Raw genomic sequence first — 26,184 nt, 5'->3', positions numbered from 1 at the left:
TTTGCATCAACAACTACAACGATTTCGTATGGAAGAACGCAACAAAACCTTAGGCGAATTTATTATTGAAAATCAAAATGCGTTTCAATATTCATCAGGAGAATTATCTCGAATCATCAATTCCATTCGATTGGCGGCCAAAGTGGTCAATTATAAAGTAAACAAAGCTGGTTTAGTCGATATTGTGGGCGCTGCTGGAGAACAAAACATTCAAGGTGAAGACCAACAAAAATTGGACGTGTATGCGAACGAAGTCTTTATACAGACGTTGATTAACCGAGAGATTGTGTGTGGTATCGCCTCAGAAGAAAATGATGATTTCATTACAGTAGCTGGCGGAGATAATAGTCATAGTAACAAATATGTAGTTTTGATGGATCCTTTGGATGGGTCTTCCAATATTGATGTGAATGTATCTGTTGGAACCATTTTTTCGGTTTTTAGAAGAGTTACTCCCATTGGAACTCCAGTGACTATTCAAGATTTTCTTCAGCCAGGAACCCAACAAGTCGCAGCGGGATATGTAATCTATGGAACGTCTACCATGTTAGTTTACACTACGGGTCATGGGGTGAACGGGTTTACCTTGAACCCCGCAATAGGAACTTTCTACCTTTCACACCCCAATATGAAATACCCAAAAGATGGGACGATTTATTCTATAAATGAAGGGAATTATGTGCATTTTCCACAAGGGGTAAAAGATTATATAAAATACTGCCAATTGGAAGAAGGAAACAGACCCTATACGTCCAGATATATCGGAAGTTTGGTTTCAGACATGCACCGAAACATGATCAAAGGCGGGATTTATATTTACCCAACGAGTTCTAAAGCTCCTAAAGGAAAATTAAGACTCTTGTATGAGTGTAATCCTATGGCGTTTATTGCCGAGCAAGCGGGTGGAAAAGCCTCGAACGGCTACCGCAGAATCATGGAAATCCAACCTACAGAGCTCCACCAACGTGTGCCATTCTTTTGTGGCAGTTATAACATGGTCCAAAAAGCAGAATCTTTTATGGAAGCGGCCAAATAAAATACACCAAAGACTGTTTAAAAAGCCTCAAATAAATGTCTATTTGAGGTTTTTTTATTTCGTAAAAAAATAAATAGTATGTTTGTGTAGCTAATATAAATAGAAAGCCATGAATGATTTTTCAATGTATTGTACTATAGGACTTCGTCATGTTTTAGCTCTCAATGCTTATGACCATTTGTTGTTTTTAGTGTTGTTATTAGCCCCCTATGTTGGGCAAGAATGGAAAAAAATGCTTCTTTTGGTGTCGTTTTTTACTATAGGACACACGCTTTCATTATTAGTTACTGCATTTAAACCACTTCCATGTTCAGAAAATTATATTGAATTGGGAATTTTGGCAACCATTTTTTGTACGGCATGGTTCAATATGGTTATGCTTTTAAAAACGTCAAAAAGAAATTCTATAGTTGCAATAGCTACAATTACTTTTGTGTTTGGGTGCATTCATGGGCTAGGATTTTCAAGTTCATTCCATGCGCTTTTACCTGGATCTTCTGTAGAAAAAATGATTCCATTGGGCGCCTTTGCCTTGGGGATTGAAACGGCACAATTGGTGGTTCTTATTCTTGTCTTACTTATGCAATTTGTTTTACATACTCTTTTCCGATTTAATAAAAGAGATTTTATATTGATGACGTCTTGTTTTGCTCTTGGGGTTTTGATGCCATTATTTTTGCAAAACCCAATTTGGAAAAAATAAGTTTTATTTAACAATTCCCTACCTATATTTGTAGAACCTTCAGTGAACGGTAAAATTTTCAATAAAAAAGAGTGTATGAATAGTGCAAAACAGAATAAATACGATAAAGCCTATTTGAGAATTGCCTCAGAATGGGGTAAATTGTCCTATTGCAAACGCAAACAAGTAGGCGCTATTATTGTTAGAGATCGCATGATTATTTCTGACGGATACAATGGAACCCCATCAGGATTTGAAAATTGTTGTGAAGATCACGAAGGACTTACGCATTGGTATGTATTGCACGCCGAAGCGAATGCGATATCTAAAGTCGCGCGTTCTACTCAAACGTGTGAAAATGCTACACTCTACATCACACTTTCGCCCTGCAAAGAATGTAGCAAACTCATCCATCAATCGGGTATAAAAAGAGTGGTCTATCAAAATGGGTATCGAGACACTTCGGGCTTAGATTTTTTACTCAAAGCAGGTATTGAAGTGACTCAGATAGAAGAATTGGAATAAATTATTACGTCTGATGTATAAAAGTTACCTTGTCATACTTTTTATTTCTCTTTTTTCGTTTTCACAAAATAATACACATCATTTTGACTTTGAAACTTTGGATAAAAAATCAAGAGAAATAAAGTATAATAATAACTTGAATCAACTAACATTCTAATTAACAAAGGATTGTGAAACTTCAATTGAAAAAGTTCGAGCAATATTCATTTGGATTACAGATCATATAAAGTATGATTGTAAAAAGTTTAATAAAATGCAAAGGAAAGGCACACGTGTTACTTTCAAATGTAAAACAAAAGAAGAATGCGATTTAAAGAAAGCTGAATTTGATAATAAAGAAATAAATAAAACATTAAAGAAAGGAAAAGGCGTTTGCGAAAATTATGCTAAGTTATTTGAAAGGATGTGCAACATAGCAGGGATTAACTGTTATTATGTAAGTGGTTATACAAAATCAGAAGCGTTTCAAATTGGGAAAATGGGATATTTAAATCATGCATGGAATGTAGTTGTATTGGATGGAATTTATTATTATTTTGACCCAACTTGGACTGCAGGAGGATGTACTCGCAATGAAGATGGAGAATTAGATAAATTTCATAAAAAATATAATGATTATTATTGGATGACACCAATTGATAAGTTGTCAAGAAATCATTATCCGAAGGATACTACTTGGATAAAAAACGCTGTTTATTTAAAAGAACTTTTTAAAAATAATCCATTTATTGACAATTCTATCATTGCAAAAATTGAAATTTTGACGCCAAAAACGGGGGTTATTGAAGCTAAACTTGGAGATACTTTAAATTTTGTTTTTAGATATAAAAACGAAATGGACAAAATACAAATCAATACAAATTCAAGAAGAAATCCTTCAGTATGGTACAAAACAAAAACGGACTATATAGTTAATGAAAAGGTATTGTCAAAACAACAATATGTAGATTATACAAGAGATGATGATAACATAAGGTTTAATTATGTTATTAAAGAAAAACCTATTAGTTATCTTGAAATACTGTTTGATTATAGATTAGTGATAAAATACAAAATAAAAATTAGTAATTAATCTAAACAACTTTAAAGAATTTTTTAAAAGTAAGGTAATATAAATATCCATGAAAATTAACAAAATCTACATACCGATACTACTTTTTTCTTGCCTAGCCTTTGGGATGCTTCTAGGCAATTGGGTTAATTTTCCAGCGTCTTCTTCAGCATTATCCAAAAAGAATTACAAAAACAAAATCAACACGCTAATCGATTTTATAGACAAGGAATATGTCGATGAGGTTAAAACCGATTCTATAGTAGATTTAACCGTCACTCATATTTTGGCCAATCTTGATCCCCATTCTGTCTATATTCCGTCGAGCGAACAATCTACCCTTGCCGAAAACATGAAAGGCGATTTTGTGGGTATTGGCATTAACTTCTATGCGCTAAACGATACTATTGCAGTGGTAAAACCTATTGAAAATGGCCCTGCTTTAAAATCGGGGATTCAAAGAGGAGACCGAATTTTATATGCAGATAATTTCAAACTTTTCGGTAAAAACATCAAAAACGAGCTCATTTACAGCAAACTCAAAGGTGAAAAAGATTCGGAAGTAATGCTTACAATCTATAGAAAATCGGCTAATAAACTGTTAAAAATTAAAGTCAAAAGAGACGTAATTCCTCTAAAAAGCATTGACGCAGCTGTAATGCTCAACCCAACCACGGGGTACATAAAAATAAATCGTTTTGCAGAGACTACTGGGAAGGAATTTCATAATGCCCTTCTTACATTAAAACAAAAAGGCATGCAATCGTTGGTGATAGATGTCAGAGAAAATGGAGGCGGCATCATGGAAATGGCAATTCAAATTGCCGATGAGGTCTTGCATGATAAAGATTTGATTGTCTTTACTAAAAATAAAAAAGGTGCTATCGAAAAAACCTATGCTACAGCTGGAGGTAGTTTTGAAAAAGGTAAAGTATCGGTGTTGCTTGATGAAAATTCGGCTTCGGCAAGTGAGATTCTTGCAGGAGCGATTCAAGATAATGACCGAGGACTTATTTGTGGCAGACGTTCGTTTGGAAAAGGTTTGGTGCAACGAGAAATGACCTTTGACGATGGGTCTGCGGTTCGTTTAACCATTGCGCGTTATTATACACCAAGTGGGCGTTCCATTCAGAAACCTTACATAAAAGGCGCTAGTGAAGCTTATTACAAAGAATCGGAAACCCGTTTTGAAAGTGGCGAATTGTATGAAAAAGACAAAATAAAAATCGCCGATTCCTTAAAGTTCAAGACAAAGCGAGGAAGAACGGTCTATGGCGGCGGCGGGATCGTGCCCGATATTTTTGTACCTCTCGAAGTGACTCATGGCAATGAAAGTTTGGAATACATTTTGCAAACAGGTATTGTAGGACATTTTGTTTTTGAACAATTAGACCAACATCCGAATCTATTTCAAGACGTCAGTTTTTCACAATTTCAAATGCAACTCAGTCATACAAATCCCTACGTGACGTTATTCGAGCACTACCTCAAAAATATGGGGCTAAATATAGATTTATCTCATAACAAAGCTGTTGTTAATCGGTATATTGTTGCAGAGTTTGCCCGACAATGTTATGGCGAAAATCAATATTATCAAGTCCTGCTCAAGGATGATCCCGTGATTCAAGCGGTTTTGAAAAGGTAGTATTTGTAGTCTTAAAAAATTATTGATTCTTAAGTTTGGCTTCTATTTTCTTTGAAATTTTAAATATCAAAAGAATGAGAATCGCACAAAAAGAAGCGGCAATTCCTATCAAAGCGACCATGCCATTTCCTTCAAAAGGGTTTTTGAAATCCAACATAGTTACATTGACTACTATAAGCGCCAAGGCTATAAAGATAAGTATTGTGGTGAAAATTTTCATGGATTGAAATTAAAGCGTAAAAGTAGTAAAAATAGCTTTATTGAAATAATCCTTTAACATTAGCGGCAAATAATTTAACAGCAATTGCCAAAAGAACTAAACCAAATGTTTTTCGAATGACGCCCAGACCATTTTTGCCTAAAAGAGTTTCAATTTTTGAAGACAGGCGTAACACAAGATAAACCAACACAATATTTAATATAATAGCAGTAACAATATTGATGGTTTGATATTGAGAGCGTAAAGACAGCAAGGTGGTCATGGTTCCGGCGCCTGCAATAAGAGGGAACGCTAAAGGGACGATCGAGGCCGAACTGGCTTCTTCTTGTTTGTAAATTTGGATGCCGAGTATCATTTCGAGTGCTAAAAAGAATAATACAAATGAGCCCGCCACAGCAAACGAATGCACATCAATACCAATCAATGCTAAGAATTCTTCTCCTAAAAACAAAAAAACAATCATAATCACACCCGCAGCAATCGAAGCTTTCTCGGCGTCAATATGTCCATATTTTTGACGCAAGTCTACTATAATTGGAATGGTTCCTACAATATCAATAACAGCGAAAAGCACCATGCTAACGGTTGCAATTTCTTTAATGTCAAATCCGAACATATCCTTTTTTCGGCAAAATTACTCCTTTTATTTGGTACAGCGAAACCAAGGATTTATTTTTTAAAAGCAACGTCCGTCAAATAATGGAAAAACCTTTGTAAATTTGACCCTCTATAACTAGACAACTATGTTTCAATTAGGCAAAACCATCGTTTCAGAAGATATTTTACAAAAAGAATTTGTATGCAACCTCACGGCTTGTAAAGGAGCCTGCTGTATTGATGGCGATGCAGGTGCACCTCTATCAGAGGAAGAAACCAAAATTATGGAAGCCATTTATCCCAAAGTGAAGCCATTTTTGCGAAAAGAAGGAATCGAGGCAATTGAAACCCTAGGTGTTTGGGTTAAGGGGAAAGAACAAGATTTGGAAACTCCGCTCATTGACGAAAAAGATTGTGCCTATGTTATTTTTGATGGGGATACCGCGCTTTGTGGGATTGAGCAAGCGTATAATCAAGGGGTAATTGATTGGAAAAAACCCGTTTCGTGTCATTTATATCCCATTCGGGTTAAAGACTTCACCGAGTTTGCCGCTGTAAATTATGATCGTTGGGATATTTGTGATGATGCGTGTGCCTTAGGCAAAGAGTTGGAGGTTCCTGTATACAAGTTTGTGAAAGAGGCTTTGTTAAGAAAATTTGGTGAAGATTGGTATGCCGAATTGGAGAAAGTAGCCCAAGAATTACAAAATGAAAAGTAAGGAATCGCTCTATTTTTACTCCTATTTCTAAACATGAGAAAATTTATACTTCTTTTTTCATACCTTTTTCATCCTGTTTTTATTCCTACTTTCGGAACGCTGTTCTATGTGTTTTTAAGTGATAATTATTTGATAAAAGAACAATATACATTGCTTCTTATTCAAGTTTTTATGTTGACGGTGCTAATGCCGCTTACCTTTTTTTATGTTTTTAAAGCCTTAGGGAAGATTGATTCTGTCATGGTTTCAAATGTTTCCCAACGAAAAATTCCTTTAGTCATGCAACTCTGTCTTACGGAAATATTACTTTACAAAAGTGTTACTTTGGACCGTTATTTTGAACTTTTCTTTTTCTTTTTAGGAGGAATGGGGAGTATGTTTGCTGCTTTTGGATTAATCTTTGCACAAATCAAAGCCAGTTTGCACATGCTTGCCATGAGTTCGTTAACCTTTTTTGTTATGGGGTTGATGCATCATTACCAAATTAATGGGGTTTATACTTTAGCAACATTAATGGTCTTGTGTGGCATAGTTGCTTCTTCCCGATTGGAAATGAAAGCGCACACTTTTGAAGAACTAGCGCTTGGGTTTGTCTTAGGAATGATGCCGCAGGTGGTATTATGGATATTTTGGCTATAAAATATAAAATTGCACACCAAGGTTGAAATTGTTCATGGTATTGTGTTGACCATCCACATAAGACGATTTAAAAATTGGATTTAAACCATAATAAAAATACACATTTAAACTATTATAACCCGAAGCAATATAACAACCATATTGCATTTTGTTTAAATTATTGTCGTTTTTTAAACTGTAATTGTTTTCGTCACTTTCAAAAACATACTTGCTTGAAAGAAGGTAGCTTATTTTAAATCCGGTATAGATGCGCCAAAATTTATGACTATCAAATGTTGCGTTGCGCCATCGTAATTCGATGGGAAATTCAATATAATGTAGTGTTGTTTTGTTTTTAGAATAGTGCACGGTGTTTCCAACCATGCTGTAATTGAAACTTGCATCAGGAGTTTGAGTTACTTGTAGGTTGTTGTTGAGCACTGAAACAGCATAGCCCACCCCTGCTGCTATCGCATAAGTCCTGTTTTTGTTGATGGGCATGTCTCTCAGTATTCCAAAAGCAAAGTAGGGAGAGATTTTTTGTTGCCGAAGACCACTTGGCGGATGTTGGATATTGTTTATCGATACGTTACAATAAAATTGGTCCTCACGAAACAAGGAATCTACTTCTTTTTTTACAAGTTCTTCCTGAGCCCATAGTCCTGAAAATACCAATAATGCAAGTAAAGTATAACAGCAACGCATCGGTTAAGATTTTGCAGAGAGGATGGGATTCGAACCCACGATACAGTTACCCATATACAAACTTTCCAGGCTTGCTCCTTCAACCACTCGGACACCTCTCTAATTGTTATGCAAAGAACAATAAAAATTACTAAAAATCCAAAACTATTCCATTTCTCCTCTCAAAGAGGTTTCGAAAATGGTTTTAAATACAGAAGGAGATACCTTTTGTCCCAATAAATACATGAGTTTTGTTACAGCTGCTTCGGTAGTAATGTCTTTTCCAGAGATAACGCCAATTTTTTTCAGTTGGGTACTCGTTTCATATTGTCCCATATTGACACTCCCTCCAGAGCATTGGGTAACGTTTATGATGTATAGCCCACGTTTAATGGCTTTTTTAAGTATTTGAATAAACCAATCCTCATTGGGTGCATTTCCAGAGCCATAGGTTTCTAAAATGATTCCTTTTAATTTTGGAATATCAAGTAGTGCTTCCAAAATGGATTCGTTAATCCCAGGAAACATTTTAAGAATGATAACTTGATGATCTAGGGTGGTATGAACGATTAATTTTTTATGTTGGCGAGGTAGTAACGCCTGTGTGTTTACGTTTAAGTGTACTCCCGATTCGGCAAGAGGCGTATAGTTGGGAGAAGTAAACGCATTGAAATGTTCGGCGCTGATTTTAGTGGTTCGATTGCCGCGGTATAATTTGTATTCAAAATAGAGGCATACTTCTTGAATTACAGGTTTTCCTTTTTGTTGCAAGGAGGCAATTTGAATAGCAGTAATAAGATTTTCTTTAGCATCTGTTCGTAAGTCACCAATAGGCAATTGTGAACCCGTAAATACAACGGGTTTTGATAAATTTTCCAACATAAAGCTCATTGCTGATGCTGAATAAGACATGGTATCAGAGCCATGTAGTACCACAAATCCGTCGAAAGAGTCGTAGTTTTCTTCAATGACTTTTGCTATTTGTACCCATTTCTCCGGATTCATATTAGACGAATCAATGGGTGTTTTAAAAGAATAGGTTTCTATGGTACAATCCAATTGATGCAGTTCGGGGATTTTCTCAAGCAGTTGATTAAAATCGAAAGCTCTAAGTGCTCCTGTTTCAAAATCCCTCATCATACCAATAGTTCCACCTGTGTAGATGAGGACTATTTTGGGTTTAGCGCTGGTTTTCATATTTTGATTTGTTTACCACAGGATTGGCATACATGGCTAAAAATCCCTCCACCATCAGTGGATTAGTCATGTCGATTTTCATTTCCAATCTTCGTTCAAAAAGCGATTTTTCGTCGGAAGTATAGTGTGCGCTATATGTGTTTGTTTTGTGTAATAAATCGTATGCAATATAGTTGGTTGGCCACAATTTATAGGATTGCAGTATCGAATCGTCAATGGCTTGTGCTAGCGCCTGAATTTGTTTATTGGCGTTATCATTTTCTACAGCAAGCGTATCAATTTCTTTATTTAAAACATCGCCCACATGAATATGAATGCGTTTTTTTTGTCCGATAATGCCGCTTAAAAGCGTTATAAAATCTTCATTTTTTTCTTTGACGTAAATTTCAGCTTTCGCTTCGGCCATTAATTGAGGCATTTTTAAGGCATCAGTTGGGTCATATTCGTAAGAAATTGAAACGGGAACAATTTTAATCTTTTTGAAATAATCCATCAAATGCTTCTCGTCAGATCCCATTCCTAGCATTTTTAAAACACCAGTATGTGTGGCGTCATTGCCATCTTTAGTGCGTCCTTCACGTTGGGCAATCCATACCGAACGATTTTCTCTTAAAAGCAATTGTCCAATATATTCCGACATTAATTTGGAACTTAGTAACAATTCTTTTGGTGGTAATCCACGTTGAACTAAGAAATTCCGATTTAATTTTGAGAGTTTCAATAAAAAATCTTTCTTCACTAAATTATCTCCAATCGCTGATGCGGTCATAACCAGTCCGTGTTCAAACAATGAAACATTTAGAAGAGATGTATCAAGAATGATGTCTCTATGATTGGAAATAAAAAGATAGGAAGTGTTTTTTTCTAATTTTTCAAATCCAGAAGTAGTCAATCCATCCGATGATTTTTTGAGTACTTGCTGAATAGAATGGTACAAAAAATTACATTGAAAATCTCTAATGGAATGCGTTCGGCTTAATTGAGATTTCCATTCATCGTCGGCCATGTCGGGAAAAGTAAAGTTCATGATGGCTTTCATCATAGGATGATGTAAACACGAACGAATTCCTTCATTTACTTCAGTATCGTAATAGGGGCGAATGGAATCAAACTTCTGCATTTGGGTGCTAATTTAGAAAACAAATGAACAAAAAAAATATGACTTATAGGTAAATTAATGATTAAATTCCGAAAATAGCCTTAGAATTTTCGGTAGTGATTTGTGCAATTTCAGCTACGGATACGTTATAAATTTCAGCCAATTTTTGAGCCACTAATAATGTATAACTGCTTTCATTTCGTTTTCCACGATGAGGTGCAGGAGCTAAATAGGGTGAATCGGTTTCTAATACAATATGTTGCAAATCGATTTCGTGTAAAAATTGATCGATTTTTCCGTTTTTAAATGTCGCTACACCGCCTATTCCGAGTTTTAATCCTAATGAAATTGCACGTTCCGCTTGTGCCAAATCTCCTGTGAAACAGTGAAAAATTCCGAATAAATCGGATGCTTTTTCGCTTTCTAACACCTCAAAAGTTTCATCAAACGCATCACGACAGTGAATATTAATTCCTAATTTGTTCTTCTTAGCCAATTGAATTTGATGCTGAAACGCATGCTGTTGCTCTTTCAAAAATGTTTTATCCCAAAACAAGTCAATACCAATTTCACCCACCGCATAGAATTTTCTTTTGGCAAACTCCGCTTCAACATGAGCCAATTCTTCCAGATAATTTTCTTTTACGTAAGTCGGATGCAATCCCATCATCAAGAAAACATTTTCAGGAAATTGCGTTTCTAAGTCATACATGCGTTGTGTATAACTCGAATCTATTGCGGGTACAAAAAAACGGGTAACACCTGCATCCATAGCGCGTTGGATCATTTCGTTACGGTCGTCTTGATATTGTGAAGAATATAAATGGGTATGGGTATCGGTAAGAATCATGATATTGTATTTCATTGCAAAAGTAATAAAAATAGAATAGGAGAGAAGGAGGTCATTTTTTACACAATTTGAGTTGGTAGTTTCATTTGGTACCATTCTTGCAAAAACCCTATCTTTGTTTGATTTTACATCATTATGAAAACACTTCCTGATATTCTGAAAAAAGAAGGCTATCAAAAAATTAAGTTTACGGTTTCCAAAACGCAACATTTGTTACTCAAGGTACGGATTAACGGAATTCTAGGGCATTTTATTCTGGATACAGGTGCGAGTAATACTTGTGTTGGATTTGAAGGAGTCTCTTTTTTTCAGTTGATAGCAGGGAGTTCGCCTACCAAAGCTGCCGGTGCAGGAGGTACTGGTATGGAAACCCTTTTGTCGTCACATAATCAACTTAAAATAGGACGTTGGCAAGTGAATGATTTTTCTATCGTTATTTTTGATTTATCACACGTTAATGAGGCCTTGAAGCATTATAAAGCGTCGTCTGTACACGGAATTATTGGTGCCGATGTTTTGTTGAAAGGAGAAGCAATTATTGATTATTCAAATCAATGGCTGTATCTTAAAAAAAGCAATTTAAGCCCATTTTCCAAACCATTTCACTAAAACATCATGCCAAATCGTAATTTCTAAACAGAGTAAAATCCAAAAAACAAGGAAAAATGTAGCTAGTTTTGCGAAATATAGATTTGAATTATTTCGTTCAGTCCAAGTAATTTTCAAATGAAATAAAAGAGCCAAATACATTACAATTTTCCATACAATCCCTTCATAGCCAATACTATAAGAAATGTTTTTAAAAAGAGAACTTAATGAAATAAGTATTAGTTCCATAATAATAATACTTATGTTGTAAATTTTTCCTGAATGGGTATGGTTTGAAAATTTACTTTTAATGTATTCTATTGAATGTGATGGAACAAAATTATTTCTTTTGAAAGGAGACATATACGATAACAGTACTAATAAACATTAAACTCGCTCCTAAAACAAAAGGAGCTCCTGCAAATTTAAAAGGAGCTTCGTTGTGCGTAAAATAATAGAATAGGCTTGACATCATTGGCGGACCAACTATAGTAGAAAGACTCATCAAACTGGATAAGGTCCCTTGGATTTCGCCTTGTTCAGAGGCATCAACTTTACTTGAAATAACTGCTTGCATGGCTGGACCAGCTATCCCGCCCAAACAATAAGGCACTAGATATACAAAGACCATCCAGCTTTCTGTAGCTGTTGCAAAAAGTAATAATCCAATGGCATACAACGCTAAACCCACGTAAATACTCCGTTCATTTCCTAATTTTGGATTTATCCATCGAATTAAAACCCCTTGAACTAAACCAACCAATAATCCAATGACGCCTAAAGAAATTCCAACCATTTTTTCATTCCAGTGAAACTGATACATGGTAAAATAGCTCCAATTTCCTTGAATGGCATGAGACGCAACATATACAAGAAATAAGGCTATCATCAATCCATATAAAGCAGGACGTTTTCTGATGTTCATAAAGGCACCGATGGGGTTTGCACGTTTTAAGTTAAAATTTCGTCTGTTTTCTATAGAAAGGGATTCTGGTAGAATAAAATACCCGTATAAAAAATTAATCATGCACAATAGCGCTGCGGCAAAAAAAGGCACCCTAGAACCATAGTGACCTAGAAGCCCTCCAAGTACAGGGCCTATGATAAATCCCAAACCAAAAGCCGCCCCAATCATCCCAAAGTTTTTTGCACGGTTTTCTGGAGAACTTACGTCTGCAATGTATGCCGATGCTGTAGTAATGCTTGCTCCTGTCAGTCCTGCAATAACTCTACCTACAAACAACCAAGTAATGGAAGGAGCAAAAGCCAATAATAAATAATCCATTGAAAAAGCAAATAAAGACAATAAAATCACGGGTCTTCGTCCTATTGTGTCGCTCAAGCTTCCAATTAAAGGCGCAAAAAGAAATTGTGTGATGGCATAAGCAAAGGTTAACCAGCCTCCATATTTAGCCGCTTCACTGATGTCTACAAGAATTAATTCTTTGATCAATTTTGGAATTACAGGTATAATGATTCCCCAGCCTGTAACATCAATCAACATGGTGATAAAAATGAAACCTATTGCCGCTGATTTATTTTTTTGAAACATATAAAATGAAGAATGAATAGACAAATAAACAAAAAATCCTGTTCATTTCTAAACAGGATTTTAAAATTTATATAAAATTTAGTTTTATAACTCTAACGCTTTTTTAGGATTGCCTCCCATTAAAATTTCAACGGGATTCTCTAACGCTTCTTTTACGGCAACCAAGAACCCAACCGACTCACGTCCGTCAATGATTCTGTGGTCATACGATAAGGCTACATACATTACGGGTGCAATTACGATTTGTCCATTTTTAACAATGGCTCTATCTACCACATTGTGCATGCCTAAAATTCCTGACTGTGGAGGGTTAACAATTGGCGTGGACAACATACTTCCAAAAACACCACCATTAGAAATGGTAAACGTGCCTCCTGTCATTTCATCCACTGTAATTTGTCCGTCACGAGCACGTAAAGCCAAACGTTTGATTTCGGCCTCTACGCCTCTAAAGGATAGCGTTTCGGCATTTCTCATTACAGGAACCATTAATCCTTTTGGACCCGATACAGCAACTGAGATATCGCAGAAGTCATACGAGATTTTCTCTTGACCATCGATCATGGAATTTACGTCTGGGAATAATTGTAATGCTCTAGTTACCGCTTTAGTAAAGAACGACATAAATCCTAAACCTAATCCGTGTTTGTCTTTGAAGGCGTCTTTGTATTCTGCTCTGATGGCATAGATAGCCGACATGTCTACTTCATTGAATGTAGTCAACATTGCAGTTTCATTTTTAGCTGAAACCAATCGTTCGGCTACTTTACGACGTAACATAGAAAGTTTAGTTCTTTCTGTTCCTCTATTTCCACCAGTTGGAGTTCCCATTGAAGGAACGGCATTAACAGCGTCTTCTTTAGTGATTCGACCGCCTTTTCCAGTACCAACAAGATCTGATGGATTGATATTTTTTTCATCTAATATTTTTCGAGCTGCCGGAGAAGGCGCTTGAGTAGCATAAGTTGAGGCAGGAGCTGTAGACGGTTTTGGAGCTTCTGCTTTCTTCTCTTCAGCCTTTGGAGCCTCTGTTTTTACTTCAACAACTGGAGCTGCTCCATTAGGTTTAGCCGCGCTAGTATCAATTAAGCAAACGACAGCACCTACAGCAATAGCATCCCCTTCTTCTGCTTTTAGGGTAATAATCCCACTAGCTTCTGCGGGTAATTCCAAAGTAGCTTTATCTGAATCTACTTCAGCAATTGCTTGGTCTTTTTCTACATAATCGCCATCTTTTACTAACCAAGTTGCGATTTCAACTTCTTTTATCGATTCTCCCGGTGAAGGGACTTTCATTTCTAAAATCATTGTATATTATTTTAAATGATGAATTTTATATTTTAAATTATTGGGTTCTTATCTTCTACTCCTTAGCCCCGATTGCTGTGGCATTAGCTTCTAATTATCTAAACAAATTTTTGTCAAAAACCATTCTGATCGCGTCTGCATGACGTCTGCGATCTCTTGTGTGGCTCCCTGCGGCTGGTGCGGCATAGGCTTTTAAAGAAGCCAAACGCCAAGGAACCAAATCAAAATTCATTAACATGTAGCTGTAAGCCCCCATGTTTTTTGGTTCTTCTTGCGCCCAAACATAATCATCTGCATTAGGATAACTCGCAATAATCGCTTTCAACTGCTCTACCGGTAATGGAAATAATTGTTCAATACGAACCAAAGCTACATCTTTTCTTTCTAATTTTTCTCTTTCTGCAAGTATATCGTAATAGAATTTTCCAGTCACAAAAACTACGGTTTTTACTCTTTTCTTGTCAACTGATGCGTCATCAATAGTTTCTTGGAATTGACCATTGTATAATTCCTCTTGAGTTGATACACACAAAGGATGACGTAACAAACTTTTTGGAGAAAATACCACTAAAGGCTTACGGAAATTGGTTTTCATTTGTCTTCTCAATAAGTGGAAGAAATTAGCAGGAGTAGTACAATCAGCCACATACATGTTGTGACGGGCACATAATTGCAAATACCGCTCCATTCGCGCTGAAGAGTGTTCGGCACCTTGTCCTTCATAACCATGAGGTAACAACAGCACAATACCATTTTGATTGTTCCATTTGTCTTCACCACAAGAGATGTATTGATCAATCATAATTTGTGCGCCATTAGAAAAGTCTCCAAATTGAGCTTCCCAAATCGTCAAGGTTTTTGGGGATGCTAAGGCATAGCCATAATCAAATCCCAAAACACCATATTCTGAAAGGAAAGAATTGTAGATGTAAAAGTTTCCTTTGCTGTTCTTAAGAGATTTAAGAAGTACAACTTCTTCTTCGCTATCTTCTACTTTTATCACAGCATGGCGGTGTGAAAAAGTACCTCTTTCTACGTCTTGTCCCGACAAACGCACATCATATCCTTCATACAAAAGGGAACCATACGCTAAGGTTTCGGCAGTACCCCAATCGATAACGTTGTTGTCATACATGGTTTTTCTATCGGTAACGATTTTTTGAATCTTACTAATAAATTTTTTATCTGAAGGAAGAGTGGCTATCACTTCAAGGATTTCGTCGAGTTTCTTTTTATCGAATGTGGTGTCAAATTTTTGTAACATCACATCGTCAGAAACTTGCTCGAAACCATTCCATTCGTCTTGCATAAAAGGTTTGATAATGGTCAAATCTTTTTTACGAGAGGCTTGCAAATTTTCGTCAAGACGTTCTTTATAGTCGTTTTCTATTTTTGTTAAATAAGCAGCGTCAACAATACCATCTTTAATGAGTTTTTCGGCATAAATATCTCTTGGATTTTTATGACGTGCAATGAGTTTGTATAATACAGGCTGTGTAAATCGAGGTTCATCGCCTTCGTTATGACCATATTTTCTATAGCCTAATAAATCAATAAACACATCTCTTCCAAACTCCATTCGAAAATCTAATGCAAATAACATAGCATGAACGACCGCTTCAGCATCGTCTGCATTCACATGAAGTACAGGAGACAAAGTAACTTTTGCAACGTCTGTACAATAGGTAGACGAACGCGCATCTTGATAGTTTGTAGTGAACCCCACTTGATTATTGATAACAATGTGGATGGTTCCTCCCGTTTTATACCCGTCTAATTGGGACATTTGAACAATTTCATATACAATACCCTGACCGGCTACTGCTGCATCACCATGAACTGCAATAGGAAGTACCTTGGAAAAATTATCTGGACAATGATGATCTTGTTTGGCACGAGCAATACCTTCAATCACAGCGCCAACGGTCTCTAAATGCGAAGGATTTGGAGCCAAATTGATGTTGATTTTTTTGCCCGATTTAGTTTTTCTTTCCGAGGTTAGACCCAAGTGGTACTTCACGTCTCCATCGAAATATTCTTTATCGTAATCTTTTCCGTCAAATTCAGAGAAGATATCTTGTGTGTTTTTACCAAAGATGTTAGCTAATACATTCAAACGTCCACGGTGAGCCATTCCCATCACAAAGTGTTCTACTCCCTTTTCTGCAGCTGCTTCAATCACCGCGTCTAATGCTGGAATAATACTTTCACCGCCTTCCAGGGAGAATCGTTTTTGTCCAACGTATTTAGTATGTAAGAAATTTTCAAAAGAAACCGCTTCGTTTAGTTTTCCTAAAATGTGTTTTTTTTGTTCACCATCAAAATTGGGAAGGTTATCGTTGATGTTTATTCTATTTTGAATCCATTGAATCACTTCAGGTTTTCGCATGTACATGTATTCAATTCCAATGTGTTGGCAGTATACATTTTTTAAATGCGTGAGGATGTCTTTTAAGGTGGAAGGTTGATGGCCTAAGGTTCTAGCGGCATCGAATATCGTGTTTAAATCGGCTTCTGATAATCCGAAATTTACCAAATCCAAGTTGGGTTCATACGTTCTACGTTCCCGTACAGGATTGGTTTGTGTGAATAAGTGCCCTCGAGTTCTATAGCCTTCAATTAATTTTAAAACGTTAAATTCTTTTTGAAGTTTTTCCGAAATAGACCCATTATCAACAGCTTGAGTAGCATAAGAAACCAATTGGGAGGATGTGCCTTGTTCTTCATTGTAGGTTTCTAGTCCAAAGTCAAATCCTTGAAAAAAAGCCCTCCAACTATGTTCTACACTATCTGGATTATTTGTATATTGTTCATATAAATCGGCAAAAAACTGAGTATGTGCCGCATTTAAAAAGGAAAACCTATCCATATTTTTTTATATAAGTGCGCTTGAAAATGAAAAAATTAATGCAAAAGTATAATAAATATAATAATCTTTCAATGTTTTTACTATATTTATATCGCTAATTAAATATACACATGAGAGCAAACTTCTTTTCTCAATTTTCTATCTTTAAATCCGTTGCAATTTTATTGTTGTATACGTGGAGTTATAGTTCGCATGCCCAGCAAGATGAGGAGCATCCTAAGAAAAGTGATTTTCTAAAACATGTGCAAGTTGGGGGTGGTTTTGGGATTAATGTAGGATCTGGATTTACAGATTGTACTTTGGCTCCAAGTGCGATATATAATTTTAACCGGTACTTTGCAGTAGGCGTAGGACTCCAAGGAAGTATTGCCTCTCAAAAAGGATTGTATAATTCTACACTATACGGGATTAATGTACTCACGCTTTTCAATCCGATTCGGGAAGTCCAACTTTCATTAGAATTGGAACAAGTACGGGTAAATAATACATTTAGAAATCCAACAGGAACCCTGAAAGATAATTTCTGGAATACTGCTATCTTTGTTGGGGCAGGCTATAAAATGGATAATGTTACAGTGGGAATGCGTTACAACCTACTTTTCAACAAAGATAAAAATGTCTATACGGATGCATTAATGCCTTTTATTCGAGTGTATTTTTAATAATGTGCTCTAAACCACACCTTCATCCATTCGCGTTTTAAAATCAAAAAAGCAACTTGTTCAGAAAGTGCCATAATATCTGTGCCGTCTAGTTTCTTTACTTCATTTTCTGGTACATCAACGATGTAAAGCAGACTTAAATATTCGGCAAATTTATATTGAATAAGTTGGTAAATCTTTTCGTGTAACTCTATTTTTAGTTCTTCGGGTGTGATACTCGAATGAAAATCTACAGCTTCGTTGGCAAAATTAAAATCCTTATTTAATTGCTCAATGAGTTTGAGGTAGAGGTTTTCTTTTGCTGCTTGTGAGAGTAAATCATCGGTCGATAGAGGGGTTAAAAAATTAGACATTACGGTTCATTAAATTTTCTCCAAATGTTTTTAAAACTGCTTTTTTTTCTTCTGAAATGGTCATAAGATCTAGTTTTTCAAAAGCTTTGAAGGTGTATTCTTGAATGGCTTTTTGAGTAGCCTTAGACGCTCCTGTTTTTGTAAACAAGGCTTTTACAGAATCAATTTTTTCAGAATTATCCGAAGGTTTTATAGAAAATAAATGCAGTAATTGTTCTTTGTTATCACGAGTCCCAAATTCTAAAGCTTTCAAATATAAGTACGTTTTTTTGTTTTCAATAATGTCGCCACCAACTTGCTTTCCAAAGGTTTCTGGATTTCCAAAGGCATCCAAATAATCGTCTTGTAATTGAAAAGCAATTCCTAAATTCAATCCGAAGGCGTATATCAAATTGGCATTTTCTTCCGAGGTTTCAGCAACGATAGCGCCCATTTTCATGGCAGCTCCCACCAAAACAGCGGTTTTATATTCTATCATTTTGAGGTATTCGGGAATTGTAACATCATCACGTGTTTCAAAATCGACATCATATTGTTGTCCTTCACAAACTTCAAGTGCTGTTTTGCTGAACAATTTGGCTAATTCTCTAAAAATCTTTGGTTCGTAGGCTTCAAAATGTTGGTAGGCCAAAATCAGCATGGCATCACCAGAAAGAATACCTGTATTAATATTCCATTTTTCGTGAACGGTTTCATTGCCTCTTCGCAAGGGAGCCTCATCCATAATGTCGTCATGAACCAAGGAAAAATTATGAAAAACCTCTACCGCAGTTGCTGCGGCCAAAGCTTTTGTACAATCCACATCAAAAACCTCTGTTGCCATCAAAGTCAAAACAGGCCGCATTCTTTTCCCTCCCAAAAGAAGAATGTATTCTATTGGCTCATAAAGATTTTTGGGTTCTTTAGTAAGATGCAATTCCGATAAATAATTTGAAATCAGAGTTTGATAATGAGAAAGTGCGCGCATTGATATTTCAGCGTTTAAAGGGTGAAACGTTTAGACGTTATGAGTTAAAATAAGATTTTTACAAAAGTATATTTTTTTACGCAAATTAAAGTATACCTACTAATTTATCAAGAGTCGATTTTTTTTTTCAATGTTAAATTTATGTAAATACTTAGGAAACTATTTTGGTATTAAAAGTTTCCATTATATATTTGCACACCAAATCACGCTATTTAAAGTCAATTTTAAAAAAAACAATTCAAAATAGTGAAAAATTAAAGCCTACTATTATGAAAGAGAAAATCATCAAAAAAGCTACAGAAATGTTTTTGAAACTCGGTTTCAAGAGCGTGACTATGGACGATATAGCTTGTGAAATGTGTATTTCAAAAAAGACGATTTATAAATATTTCAGCAATAAAGAAAAACTTATTGAAGAGGGAACCGAAGTCGTACACCAAAAGATTCATGCGTTGATGGATGACATAGTTCAAAAAAATCATAACGCCATTGAAGAAAATTTTGAAATCAGAAAAATGTTTAAAGAAATGTTTCAATCTTTTGATCATTCACCTGCATATCAATTAAAAAAACATTATCCTGAGATTTATAATAAGATGATAGCTAACGAAATTGAAGATTGCAATGTGCTCTTTTCTCAAAACATTATCAAAGGCATAGCGCAAGGTTTGTACCGAAAAGACACGGATGTAGAAGCGGCTACAAAATTTTATTACACATTGATTTTTTCTATAAACGAAAACACATTATTAGAAAGAGATGCTTATGTATTAGAAGGGAAAGCACTCGAATACCATACTAGGGCCATTGCCACTCCCGAGGGAATTGTGGAACTTGAAAAACAATTATCAAATTTAAATTAATACTACTTTGTTCATGAAAAATAAATTCTTCCTTTTTGCACTGATGTTTGTAGGAATTTTACAAGCTCAAGACAAAAAACAGTCGTATTCTTATACCTTAAAAGAAGCGATAGAACACGCTATTCAAAACAACTATTCGGCTATCAATGCCAATAGAGATGTTGAAGCTGCTAAAAAGAAAAAATGGGAAACGACTACTATGGGTTTGCCTCAAATTAATGGAAGCGTAGGCTATCAAGACAATTTCAAACTTCAAAAATCATTAATTCCTGCCGAGTTTTTTGGCGGTGCTCCAGGGACTTTTGTTCCGGTGACTTTTGGAACCAAACACAATATGAATTCGGCAGTAACCCTCAGCCAGTTGATTTTTGATGGCTCCTATTTGGTGGGCTTACAATCGGCTAAAACGTATTTGAAAATTTCTGAGAACGCCAAAATCAAAACGGCTCAAGAAATAAAAGAAATTGTCATCAATTCGTATGGAAACGTATTGCTTGCAGAAGAAAGCATCTCAATTCTTCAAAAAAACAAAGGTATTCTGGAAAAAACACTTTCTGATACTAGAGAAATATACAAAAATGGTTTGATTGAGGAAGAAAATGTGGAACAATTACAAATTACATTGGCTTCTGTCACAAGTGCCTTAGAGAATGTTAAAAGGCAAAGAATTATTGCTAACGATATGTTGAAACTTCTGCTTGGAATGGATCTTTCCAATGAGTTAAAGCTAACCGATAAATTGGAGGCATTAACGACAACCAATGTGGATTTGAACTTACTTAAAGAGGAGTTTAATGTAACTAATAATATCGATTATCAAATTGGACAAAATGTTAAAACAAGCAAAGAATTATTGTTAAAACTTGAAAAAAGCAAAGCGCTTCCTTCTCTTGGTGCTGCAGTGAATTTTGGCTACAACGCTTTTGGAAATGACTTCAAATTTTTTACGCCTAGCCAGCAGTGGTTTAATTATTCGAATTTAGGAATCAGTCTTAATGTTCCGCTATTTAGTAGTTTGGGAAGAAGTGCACGCACACAACAAGCCAAAATTGCTTTAGAACAATCCAGAACACAATTGACGGAAACCGAACAAAAATTGAAATTACAATTTGAAAAAGCGAAAAGCGATTATGAATTTAGTATCGAGCAATTAGCCACCTCAAAGAGCAATTTGAGTTTGGCAGAGCGAATTGAAAACAAAAATCAAATCAAATTCAAAGAGGGGCTTTCATCGAGTTTTGATTTAACCAAAGCCCAAGAGCAATTGTATTCGGCACAACAAAGTTACCTTCAAGCCATGGTAGATGTCATCAACAAAAAAGCCTCATTAGAAAAATTATTAAATAAAAACTAATCCATATCCCTATATAAAATGAGAAAAATAATCCTAATAACTGTTTTATCATTGTCGTTGTTTTCTTGTTCAAAAAAAGAAAATACCGCAACCATTGACGATTTAATTAAATCAAAAAACACTAAAGAACTTCAAGCTAAAAAGGCACTTATTCAAGCTGATTTAGCTAAAATTGATGAGGCTTTGGCTTCTCTTGATGTTAAAAAAGACGAAGCTTTGGTGTCTGTATTGACTCTAAAAGACACGTTGTTCAATCATTATCTTGAAATTCAAGGGAATGTGAACACAAAAGAAAATATTTTGGTACAACCTGAATTCAGCGGAACATTAACCTCATTGACTGTAAAAGCGGGACAACACGTAACGAAAGGTCAAATTATTGGAAAAGTGGATGATGCCGGAATGAGTCAACAATTGGCGAGTCTAGAAAATCAATATGCTTTGGCTAAAACGTCGTTCGACCGTCAAAAAAATCTTTGGAACAAAAAAATTGGTTCTGAAATTCAGTATCTTCAAGCACAAACGCAAATGATTTCAGCTCAAAAAGGCGTGGCTCAAATGAAAGCACAATTAGCTAAAACAGTTATTCGTGCGCCATTCACTGGAACAATTGATGAGGTTTTTGTAGAAAAAGGACAAGTAGTTGCTCCAAGTCAACAAGGATTGATGCGTATTGTGAATTTAGGAAATATGTATGTTTCAACCTCGGTTCCTGAAACGTATATAGGAAAGCTAAAAGTAGGTACCGAAGTAGATGTTTACTTGAATGCACTTGGAAAAACCTACAAAGGGAAAGTGCGTCAAGTAGGTAGCTTTATCAATCCAAATAATAGAAGTTTTGGCATTGAAGTGGCCGTTCCAAATCCAGAAAACTTGTTACGTCCCAACCAAGTAGCCAAACTTAAAATTGTGGATTACATTAGTAAAAATGCGATTGTCGTTCCTACCAATGTGGTGCAAGAAGATGCACAACATAACAAATATGTTTACACTGTTTCTAATTCGGACGGAAAAACAGGAACCGCTAAAAAAGTTTTGGTTAAAGTAGGACAATCGTCTGATAATGTAACCGAAATTTTAAGTGGCTTATCTTCAAATGATATCATCGTAACCGAAGGGGTTAACACCATTTCTGAAGGAATGAAATTGAATTTCTAAATCAGTTTAAAAGCATAAATTTTAGATGTTTACCATTTGTTAAACGAAACTCTAAATTTTTAAACTTTTAAACTCTTAAACTAAAATTTATGAGTCATCAAAACAAAGAATTCAGTATATCAAGTTGGGCTGTAGACAATCGTGTCACGGTATACATCCTAACGTTTATGATTGTAATTTTAGGAATTACTGCCTACATTACCATGCCGCGAGAGGATTTTCCAGAAATCATCGAAAACAAAGTATATGTTTCTTCTGTATTTCCAGGGAATTCAGCCGAAGACGTAGAAAAATTGGTTATTAAACCATTAGAAAAAGAATTTAAAAACATCAGCGGTGTAAACAAAGTAACGTCGAGTTCGTTTCAAGATTATGGAATGATAATCGTAGAATTTGACGATAATGTTACTATCGAACAAGCCAAACAAAAAATCAAAGACAAAGTTGATAATGCCAAAGCCGACACCGACTGGCCGAATTTGGACAACGGAAGTAAGGTGGAGCCTAACGTTTTTGAATTGAACATTTCAGAAGAAGTGCCTATTTTGAACATCAATTTGCAAGGAAATTACACCACGCAACAATTGAAAAAATATGGCGAATTACTACAAGACGATTTAGAAGAAATATCAGAAGTTAAGAAAGTAGATATTCTTGGTGTGGATGATAAAGAAGTTGAGATTGCTGTAGATATTTTTAAAATGACAGCGGCACAAGTAACTTTTGACGAAATTCAAAATGCGGTGAAATACGAAAACATGACGCTTTCTGGTGGGAACTTGGTTTCGCAAGGTTCGAGAAATAACATCCGTATCACGGGTGAAATCAAAAATCCAAAAGAACTGGAAAACATTATCGTTAAATCGTATGGAGGTTCGGTTTATCTTAAAGATATTGCTACAATCCGTTTTAAAGAGAAAGAAAAAACAACTTATGCTCGTGAAAAAGGAACCGAAGTGGTAATGCTTAACGTTAAAAAACGTTCGGGACAAAACATGATTTCGGCTATTGAGCAAGTCAAAGAACATATTGAAAAAGCCAAAGCTTCGTATTTGCCTAAAAACCTAAAAATTGAATTGACCAATGACCAGTCATCACGTGTAGAACATCAAGTGGACGAATTGTCCAACCACATCATTTTCGGAATTATTCTGGTTATGATTGTGTTGATGTTTACTATGGGATTGCGTAATTCCTTGTTTGTAGGTGCTGCGATTCCGTTGTCTATGATGATTGCGTTTGCGATTCTTTCAGCTTTAGGATTAACGTTAAATACGATGGTACTTTTCGGATTGGTCATGGGATTGGGTATGTTGGTAGACGACGGTATTGTGGTAGTCGATAACGTATTTGCCAACATGAAAAAAGGATTGCCACGCGTGCAAGCTTCTAAAATTGGTATCGGAGAAATCGCTTGGCCTGTAATTTCGTCTACAGCTACTACCTTAATGGCGTTTTTACCCTTTGCATTATGGCCTGGAACTATGGGTAAATTCATGAAGTATTTTCCAATGACCTTGACGGTAACCCTTACGGCTTCGTTATTTGTGGCAATGGTTATCAATGCAGCCATGACAGGGGGCTCCATGGATACGGAAGATAAAAACATCTCTAAAAAGAGTTTGAAGTTTTATACCGTTCTGTTTTTAGCTTTCGGAATTCTATTTGCATTCTTAGGTTCCAAATATACGTATGACAATAAACTGGTAAGAGGAATCGGGCATTTATTGTTGATTGCTATCGGATTAATGTGGGCGTATCATTTGAAAATCTTCCAATGGACACAAGAGTTCCAACACAGCTTCTTCCCAAGAATGGAGGAGAAATACAAATTGTTTTTGGCTAAAATATTAGAAGGTAGAAAAGCATGGTATGCCTTGTTAGCAATCATCGGAATGTTGTTCTTGTCTTTTATTCTGTTAGGGATTTTCCCAAGAAAAGTGTTGTTTTTCCCTGAGAACATTCCAAATCAGGTGATTGCTTATATTGAATATCCGCAAGGAACTTCGATTGAAAAAACCAATAAGGCTACGCTATTTGTAGAAAAACAAGTCATCAACATATTACAAAAATATGTAGATCCAAAAACCGATAAAAACTTCCTAGCCGAGTCGATTGTTTCTCAGGTTGGAAAAGGTGCTGGTAATCCAAATGTTGATGCGGGTTCGGCTTCAGAAACCCCTTTTAAAGGAAAAGTAACAGTCAATTTCTCAGAATTCAAATTCAGACGCGGCATCAACACGGCCGATATTCTAGAAGAAATTCGTAATAAAGTAAAAGGAATTGCTGGCGCTACGGTTACGGTTGAAAAAGATGCCAACGGACCGCCTGCAGGATATCCTATCAGTATTCAGTTAACGGGTACCGATTATGACGAAATGTTGAAAGAAGCGGATAAAATGATTGCGTTTATCAATTCGAAAAACATTCCGGGTATTGAGAAATTGAGTATCGATGTAAACAAAGAAAGTCCAGAATTGGAAGTTCATGTAGATAGAGTAAATGCAGGAAGCGCTGGAGTTTCTACAGGTCAGCTAGGTTTCAATTTGCGTCGTTCGGTTTATGGTCAAGAAATCTCAACCTATAAAGAAGGGGATGACGATTACAACATTGTCATGCGTATGCAAGATGACCAACGCAAAAATGAAAATGTGTTGTTCAATCAATCGTTGACGTTTAGAAACATGAACAATGGACAAATTGTGCAAATTCCAATTTCTGCCATTTCAAAAACCGATAAAACTACAACGTACAATCAAATTAAAAGAAAAAATTACAAACGAATCATGACCGTTTATTCCAATGTAATTACGGGATATAATGGAAATGAAATCACGCAACAAATTCAAGCGGAATTAAAAAATTATAAACTTCCGCAAGACATTACCTACTCGTTCTCTGGAGTTCAAGAAGAGCAAGGTAAAAATCAAGGCTTCTTGTTTTATGCATTATTCCTAGCGATGGCTGGAATCACGTTGATTATTGTGTTACAATTCAACTCGGTTTCAAAAACGTTGGTGATTTTATTCACGGTGTTGTTGAGTTTTAGTGGGGTGTTCTATGGCTATGTGATTGCCAATATGGATTTCGTAATCTTAATGACCATGATGGGAATCATTTCGCTAGCGGGAATAGTGGTGAAAAACGGAATTGTATTGATGGACTTCTTCGTCTTACTATTAGACAAAAAAGTAGCCGACAAACATTTAGACAGTCACGACGATTTATCGCTAGAAGAAATCAAAGAAGTGATTATCGAATCGGGTAAATCGAGATTGCGTCCGGTATTGTTAACGGCATTAACGGCAGTTTTAGGATTAATTCCGTTAGCGATTGGATTGAACTTCGACTTCTATACTTTGGTAACCGATATGAATCCGCACTTCTTTATGGGTGGAGACAATGTGATTTTCTGGGGGCCATTAGCATGGACTATCATCTTCGGATTGACCTATGCAACTGTTTTAACTTTGGTTATGGTACCGGTGATGTTCTACTTGGTGAAACGAGTAAAATATAGACTAAGAGACCGAAGAATGAAAAGAAAGATAGCTCTTGAAAATTAGTTATACATGTGGTTAAACAAA

At 35.8% G+C, this 26,184-nt stretch carries 25 protein-coding genes and 1 tRNA gene; 13 read left to right on the top strand and 13 right to left on the bottom strand.

The features are described 5' to 3' along the window. Nucleotides 1-28: 28 nt before the first annotated feature. The 5 genes from fbp to CLV55_RS05640 all read left to right on the top strand — a co-directional run bounded on the left by fbp (nt 29) and on the right by CLV55_RS05640 (nt 4,939). Nucleotides 29-1,036, top strand: a complete 1,008-nt coding sequence (gene fbp / locus CLV55_RS05660) for a class 1 fructose-bisphosphatase (RefSeq protein ID WP_112112782.1) — start codon at nt 29-31, stop codon at nt 1,034-1,036. 109 nt (nt 1,037-1,145) lie between these two features. After that, on the top strand, nt 1,146-1,739 hold the full coding sequence (locus CLV55_RS05655) for a HupE/UreJ family protein (protein WP_112112781.1): 594 nt from the start codon (nt 1,146-1,148) through the stop codon (nt 1,737-1,739). 75 nt (nt 1,740-1,814) lie between these two features. Then, the gene (locus CLV55_RS05650) at nt 1,815-2,243 is read left to right on the top strand and encodes a deoxycytidylate deaminase (protein WP_112112780.1); all 429 of its coding nucleotides are present in this window, start codon (nt 1,815-1,817) and stop codon (nt 2,241-2,243) included. 181 nt (nt 2,244-2,424) lie between these two features. After that, nucleotides 2,425-3,315, top strand: a complete 891-nt coding sequence (locus tag CLV55_RS05645) for a transglutaminase domain-containing protein (RefSeq protein ID WP_112112779.1) — start codon at nt 2,425-2,427, stop codon at nt 3,313-3,315. 49 nt (nt 3,316-3,364) lie between these two features. Next, a complete protein-coding gene (locus CLV55_RS05640; protein WP_112112778.1) occupies nt 3,365-4,939 on the top strand; it encodes a S41 family peptidase in 1,575 nt (524 codons plus the stop codon). Between the two features lie 19 nt (nt 4,940-4,958). On the opposite strand, the gene CLV55_RS05635 is transcribed toward CLV55_RS05640, so the two are convergent. Further along, the gene (locus CLV55_RS05635) at nt 4,959-5,159 is read right to left on the bottom strand and encodes a hypothetical protein (RefSeq protein WP_112112777.1); all 201 of its coding nucleotides are present in this window, start codon (nt 5,157-5,159) and stop codon (nt 4,959-4,961) included. A 37-nt stretch (nt 5,160-5,196) separates the two neighbouring features. Further along, nucleotides 5,197-5,775, bottom strand: a complete 579-nt coding sequence (locus tag CLV55_RS05630; protein ID WP_112112776.1) for a MarC family protein — start codon at nt 5,773-5,775, stop codon at nt 5,197-5,199. Nucleotides 5,776-5,902: 127 nt separating this feature from the next. Here CLV55_RS05630 and CLV55_RS05625 point away from each other — a divergent pair, with 127 nt between their 5' ends. Both CLV55_RS05625 and CLV55_RS05620 read left to right on the top strand, forming a co-directional pair. Beyond that, a complete protein-coding gene (locus tag CLV55_RS05625; RefSeq protein ID WP_112112775.1) occupies nt 5,903-6,475 on the top strand; it encodes a DUF3109 family protein in 573 nt (190 codons plus the stop codon). 33 nt (nt 6,476-6,508) lie between these two features. After that, nucleotides 6,509-7,114, top strand: a complete 606-nt coding sequence (locus CLV55_RS05620; protein ID WP_112112774.1) for a hypothetical protein — start codon at nt 6,509-6,511, stop codon at nt 7,112-7,114. Here the strand turns inward: CLV55_RS05620 and CLV55_RS05615 are convergent. The 5 genes from CLV55_RS05615 to CLV55_RS05595 form a co-directional block, all read right to left on the bottom strand. Further along, nucleotides 7,109-7,798: a porin family protein gene (locus CLV55_RS05615; RefSeq protein WP_112112773.1), complete on the bottom strand. Its 690-nt coding sequence runs from the start codon at nt 7,796-7,798 to the stop codon at nt 7,109-7,111. The genes CLV55_RS05620 and CLV55_RS05615 overlap by 6 nt on opposite strands. Before the next feature lie 14 nt (nt 7,799-7,812). Continuing rightward, a tRNA-Ser gene (locus CLV55_RS05610) sits at nt 7,813-7,899 on the bottom strand. A gap of 43 nt (nt 7,900-7,942) precedes the next feature. Beyond that, entirely contained in the window at nt 7,943-8,974 is a 1,032-nt protein-coding gene (locus tag CLV55_RS05605) for an asparaginase (RefSeq protein WP_112112772.1), read from the bottom strand. Beyond that, nucleotides 8,958-10,094 (bottom strand): 1-acyl-sn-glycerol-3-phosphate acyltransferase, encoded by a 1,137-nt coding sequence (locus CLV55_RS05600; RefSeq protein WP_112112771.1) that lies wholly within the window; start codon nt 10,092-10,094, stop codon nt 8,958-8,960. Before CLV55_RS05600 ends, CLV55_RS05605 begins: the two co-directional genes overlap by 17 nt. 61 nt (nt 10,095-10,155) lie before the next feature. Further along, nucleotides 10,156-10,923: a TatD family hydrolase gene (locus tag CLV55_RS05595; RefSeq protein ID WP_112112923.1), complete on the bottom strand. Its 768-nt coding sequence runs from the start codon at nt 10,921-10,923 to the stop codon at nt 10,156-10,158. Between the two features lie 135 nt (nt 10,924-11,058). On the opposite strand from CLV55_RS05595, the gene CLV55_RS05590 reads away from it, so the two are divergent. Continuing rightward, nucleotides 11,059-11,532, top strand: coding sequence for a retropepsin-like aspartic protease (locus CLV55_RS05590; protein WP_112112770.1), 474 nt, complete (start codon nt 11,059-11,061; stop codon nt 11,530-11,532). On the opposite strand, the gene CLV55_RS05585 is transcribed toward CLV55_RS05590, so the two are convergent. The 4 genes from CLV55_RS05585 to CLV55_RS05570 all read right to left on the bottom strand — a co-directional run bounded on the left by CLV55_RS05585 (nt 11,503) and on the right by CLV55_RS05570 (nt 17,240). Beyond that, nucleotides 11,503-11,760: a hypothetical protein gene (locus CLV55_RS05585; protein WP_146739541.1), complete on the bottom strand. Its 258-nt coding sequence runs from the start codon at nt 11,758-11,760 to the stop codon at nt 11,503-11,505. The two genes, CLV55_RS05590 and CLV55_RS05585, sit on opposite strands and share 30 nt — an antisense overlap. A gap of 91 nt (nt 11,761-11,851) precedes the next feature. After that, the gene (locus CLV55_RS05580) at nt 11,852-13,063 is read right to left on the bottom strand and encodes a TCR/Tet family MFS transporter (protein WP_112112768.1); all 1,212 of its coding nucleotides are present in this window, start codon (nt 13,061-13,063) and stop codon (nt 11,852-11,854) included. 84 nt (nt 13,064-13,147) lie between these two features. Beyond that, a complete protein-coding gene (gene odhB, locus CLV55_RS05575) occupies nt 13,148-14,371 on the bottom strand; it encodes a 2-oxoglutarate dehydrogenase complex dihydrolipoyllysine-residue succinyltransferase (protein WP_112112767.1) in 1,224 nt (407 codons plus the stop codon). Nucleotides 14,372-14,465: 94 nt separating this feature from the next. Further along, nucleotides 14,466-17,240, bottom strand: coding sequence for a 2-oxoglutarate dehydrogenase E1 component (locus CLV55_RS05570; protein WP_112112766.1), 2,775 nt, complete (start codon nt 17,238-17,240; stop codon nt 14,466-14,468). Nucleotides 17,241-17,350: 110 nt separating this feature from the next. On the opposite strand from CLV55_RS05570, the gene CLV55_RS05565 reads away from it, so the two are divergent. Continuing rightward, complete coding sequence (locus CLV55_RS05565) at nt 17,351-17,902, top strand: hypothetical protein (protein ID WP_112112765.1); 552 nt, start codon at nt 17,351-17,353, stop codon at nt 17,900-17,902. Here CLV55_RS05565 and CLV55_RS05560 read toward each other — a convergent pair. Together CLV55_RS05560 and CLV55_RS05555 are read right to left on the bottom strand one after the other, a co-directional pair. Continuing rightward, nucleotides 17,899-18,255: a hypothetical protein gene (locus tag CLV55_RS05560; RefSeq protein WP_112112764.1), complete on the bottom strand. Its 357-nt coding sequence runs from the start codon at nt 18,253-18,255 to the stop codon at nt 17,899-17,901. The genes CLV55_RS05565 and CLV55_RS05560 overlap by 4 nt on opposite strands. Beyond that, nucleotides 18,248-19,222 carry a polyprenyl synthetase family protein gene (locus CLV55_RS05555; RefSeq protein WP_112112763.1) on the bottom strand — a complete coding sequence of 325 codons (975 nt, stop codon included), beginning with the start codon at nt 19,220-19,222 and terminating at the stop codon, nt 18,248-18,250. The genes CLV55_RS05560 and CLV55_RS05555 overlap by 8 nt, the downstream gene beginning before the upstream one ends. Before the next feature lie 269 nt (nt 19,223-19,491). On the opposite strand from CLV55_RS05555, the gene CLV55_RS05550 reads away from it, so the two are divergent. From CLV55_RS05550 to CLV55_RS05535, 4 genes are all read left to right on the top strand, one after another. Beyond that, a complete protein-coding gene (locus CLV55_RS05550; protein ID WP_112112922.1) occupies nt 19,492-20,085 on the top strand; it encodes a TetR/AcrR family transcriptional regulator in 594 nt (197 codons plus the stop codon). A gap of 13 nt (nt 20,086-20,098) precedes the next feature. Further along, nucleotides 20,099-21,439: a TolC family protein gene (locus tag CLV55_RS05545; RefSeq protein WP_112112762.1), complete on the top strand. Its 1,341-nt coding sequence runs from the start codon at nt 20,099-20,101 to the stop codon at nt 21,437-21,439. Between the two features lie 18 nt (nt 21,440-21,457). Further along, nucleotides 21,458-22,597, top strand: coding sequence for an efflux RND transporter periplasmic adaptor subunit (locus tag CLV55_RS05540; protein WP_112112761.1), 1,140 nt, complete (start codon nt 21,458-21,460; stop codon nt 22,595-22,597). Between the two features lie 89 nt (nt 22,598-22,686). Further along, nucleotides 22,687-26,163: an efflux RND transporter permease subunit gene (locus tag CLV55_RS05535; RefSeq protein WP_112112760.1), complete on the top strand. Its 3,477-nt coding sequence runs from the start codon at nt 22,687-22,689 to the stop codon at nt 26,161-26,163. Nucleotides 26,164-26,184 lie beyond the last annotated feature (21 nt).

The sequence above is a fragment of the Flavobacterium aciduliphilum genome, assembly GCF_003268855.1.
In the GTDB taxonomy this organism is placed as follows: domain Bacteria; phylum Bacteroidota; class Bacteroidia; order Flavobacteriales; family Flavobacteriaceae; genus Flavobacterium; species Flavobacterium aciduliphilum.
Note: the sequence above shows the minus strand (reverse complement) of the source record. Positions and strands in the feature narration are given on the sequence as shown.

Bases quoted from the DNA above. Each gene is read 5' to 3' on its own strand.
- fbp (WP_112112782.1), top strand. From the start codon at position 29: ATGGAAGAACGCAACAAAACCTTAGGCGAATTTATTATTGAAAATCAA.
- CLV55_RS05655 (WP_112112781.1), top strand. From the start codon at position 1,146: ATGAATGATTTTTCAATGTATTGTACTATAGGACTTCGTCATGTTTTA.
- CLV55_RS05650 (WP_112112780.1), top strand. From the start codon at position 1,815: ATGAATAGTGCAAAACAGAATAAATACGATAAAGCCTATTTGAGAATT.
- CLV55_RS05640 (WP_112112778.1), top strand. From the start codon at position 3,365: ATGAAAATTAACAAAATCTACATACCGATACTACTTTTTTCTTGCCTA.
- CLV55_RS05635 (WP_112112777.1), bottom strand. From the start codon at position 5,159: ATGAAAATTTTCACCACAATACTTATCTTTATAGCCTTGGCGCTTATA.
- CLV55_RS05630 (WP_112112776.1), bottom strand. From the start codon at position 5,775: ATGTTCGGATTTGACATTAAAGAAATTGCAACCGTTAGCATGGTGCTT.
- CLV55_RS05625 (WP_112112775.1), top strand. From the start codon at position 5,903: ATGTTTCAATTAGGCAAAACCATCGTTTCAGAAGATATTTTACAAAAA.
- CLV55_RS05620 (WP_112112774.1), top strand. From the start codon at position 6,509: ATGAGAAAATTTATACTTCTTTTTTCATACCTTTTTCATCCTGTTTTT.
- CLV55_RS05615 (WP_112112773.1), bottom strand. From the start codon at position 7,798: ATGCGTTGCTGTTATACTTTACTTGCATTATTGGTATTTTCAGGACTA.
- CLV55_RS05605 (WP_112112772.1), bottom strand. From the start codon at position 8,974: ATGAAAACCAGCGCTAAACCCAAAATAGTCCTCATCTACACAGGTGGA.
- CLV55_RS05600 (WP_112112771.1), bottom strand. From the start codon at position 10,094: ATGCAGAAGTTTGATTCCATTCGCCCCTATTACGATACTGAAGTAAAT.
- CLV55_RS05595 (WP_112112923.1), bottom strand. From the start codon at position 10,923: ATGATTCTTACCGATACCCATACCCATTTATATTCTTCACAATATCAA.
- CLV55_RS05590 (WP_112112770.1), top strand. From the start codon at position 11,059: ATGAAAACACTTCCTGATATTCTGAAAAAAGAAGGCTATCAAAAAATT.
- CLV55_RS05585 (WP_146739541.1), bottom strand. From the start codon at position 11,760: ATGGAACTAATACTTATTTCATTAAGTTCTCTTTTTAAAAACATTTCT.
- CLV55_RS05580 (WP_112112768.1), bottom strand. From the start codon at position 13,063: ATGTTTCAAAAAAATAAATCAGCGGCAATAGGTTTCATTTTTATCACC.
- odhB (WP_112112767.1), bottom strand. From the start codon at position 14,371: ATGATTTTAGAAATGAAAGTCCCTTCACCGGGAGAATCGATAAAAGAA.
- CLV55_RS05570 (WP_112112766.1), bottom strand. From the start codon at position 17,240: ATGGATAGGTTTTCCTTTTTAAATGCGGCACATACTCAGTTTTTTGCC.
- CLV55_RS05565 (WP_112112765.1), top strand. From the start codon at position 17,351: ATGAGAGCAAACTTCTTTTCTCAATTTTCTATCTTTAAATCCGTTGCA.
- CLV55_RS05560 (WP_112112764.1), bottom strand. From the start codon at position 18,255: ATGTCTAATTTTTTAACCCCTCTATCGACCGATGATTTACTCTCACAA.
- CLV55_RS05555 (WP_112112763.1), bottom strand. From the start codon at position 19,222: ATGCGCGCACTTTCTCATTATCAAACTCTGATTTCAAATTATTTATCG.
- CLV55_RS05550 (WP_112112922.1), top strand. From the start codon at position 19,492: ATGAAAGAGAAAATCATCAAAAAAGCTACAGAAATGTTTTTGAAACTC.
- CLV55_RS05545 (WP_112112762.1), top strand. From the start codon at position 20,099: ATGAAAAATAAATTCTTCCTTTTTGCACTGATGTTTGTAGGAATTTTA.
- CLV55_RS05540 (WP_112112761.1), top strand. From the start codon at position 21,458: ATGAGAAAAATAATCCTAATAACTGTTTTATCATTGTCGTTGTTTTCT.
- CLV55_RS05535 (WP_112112760.1), top strand. From the start codon at position 22,687: ATGAGTCATCAAAACAAAGAATTCAGTATATCAAGTTGGGCTGTAGAC.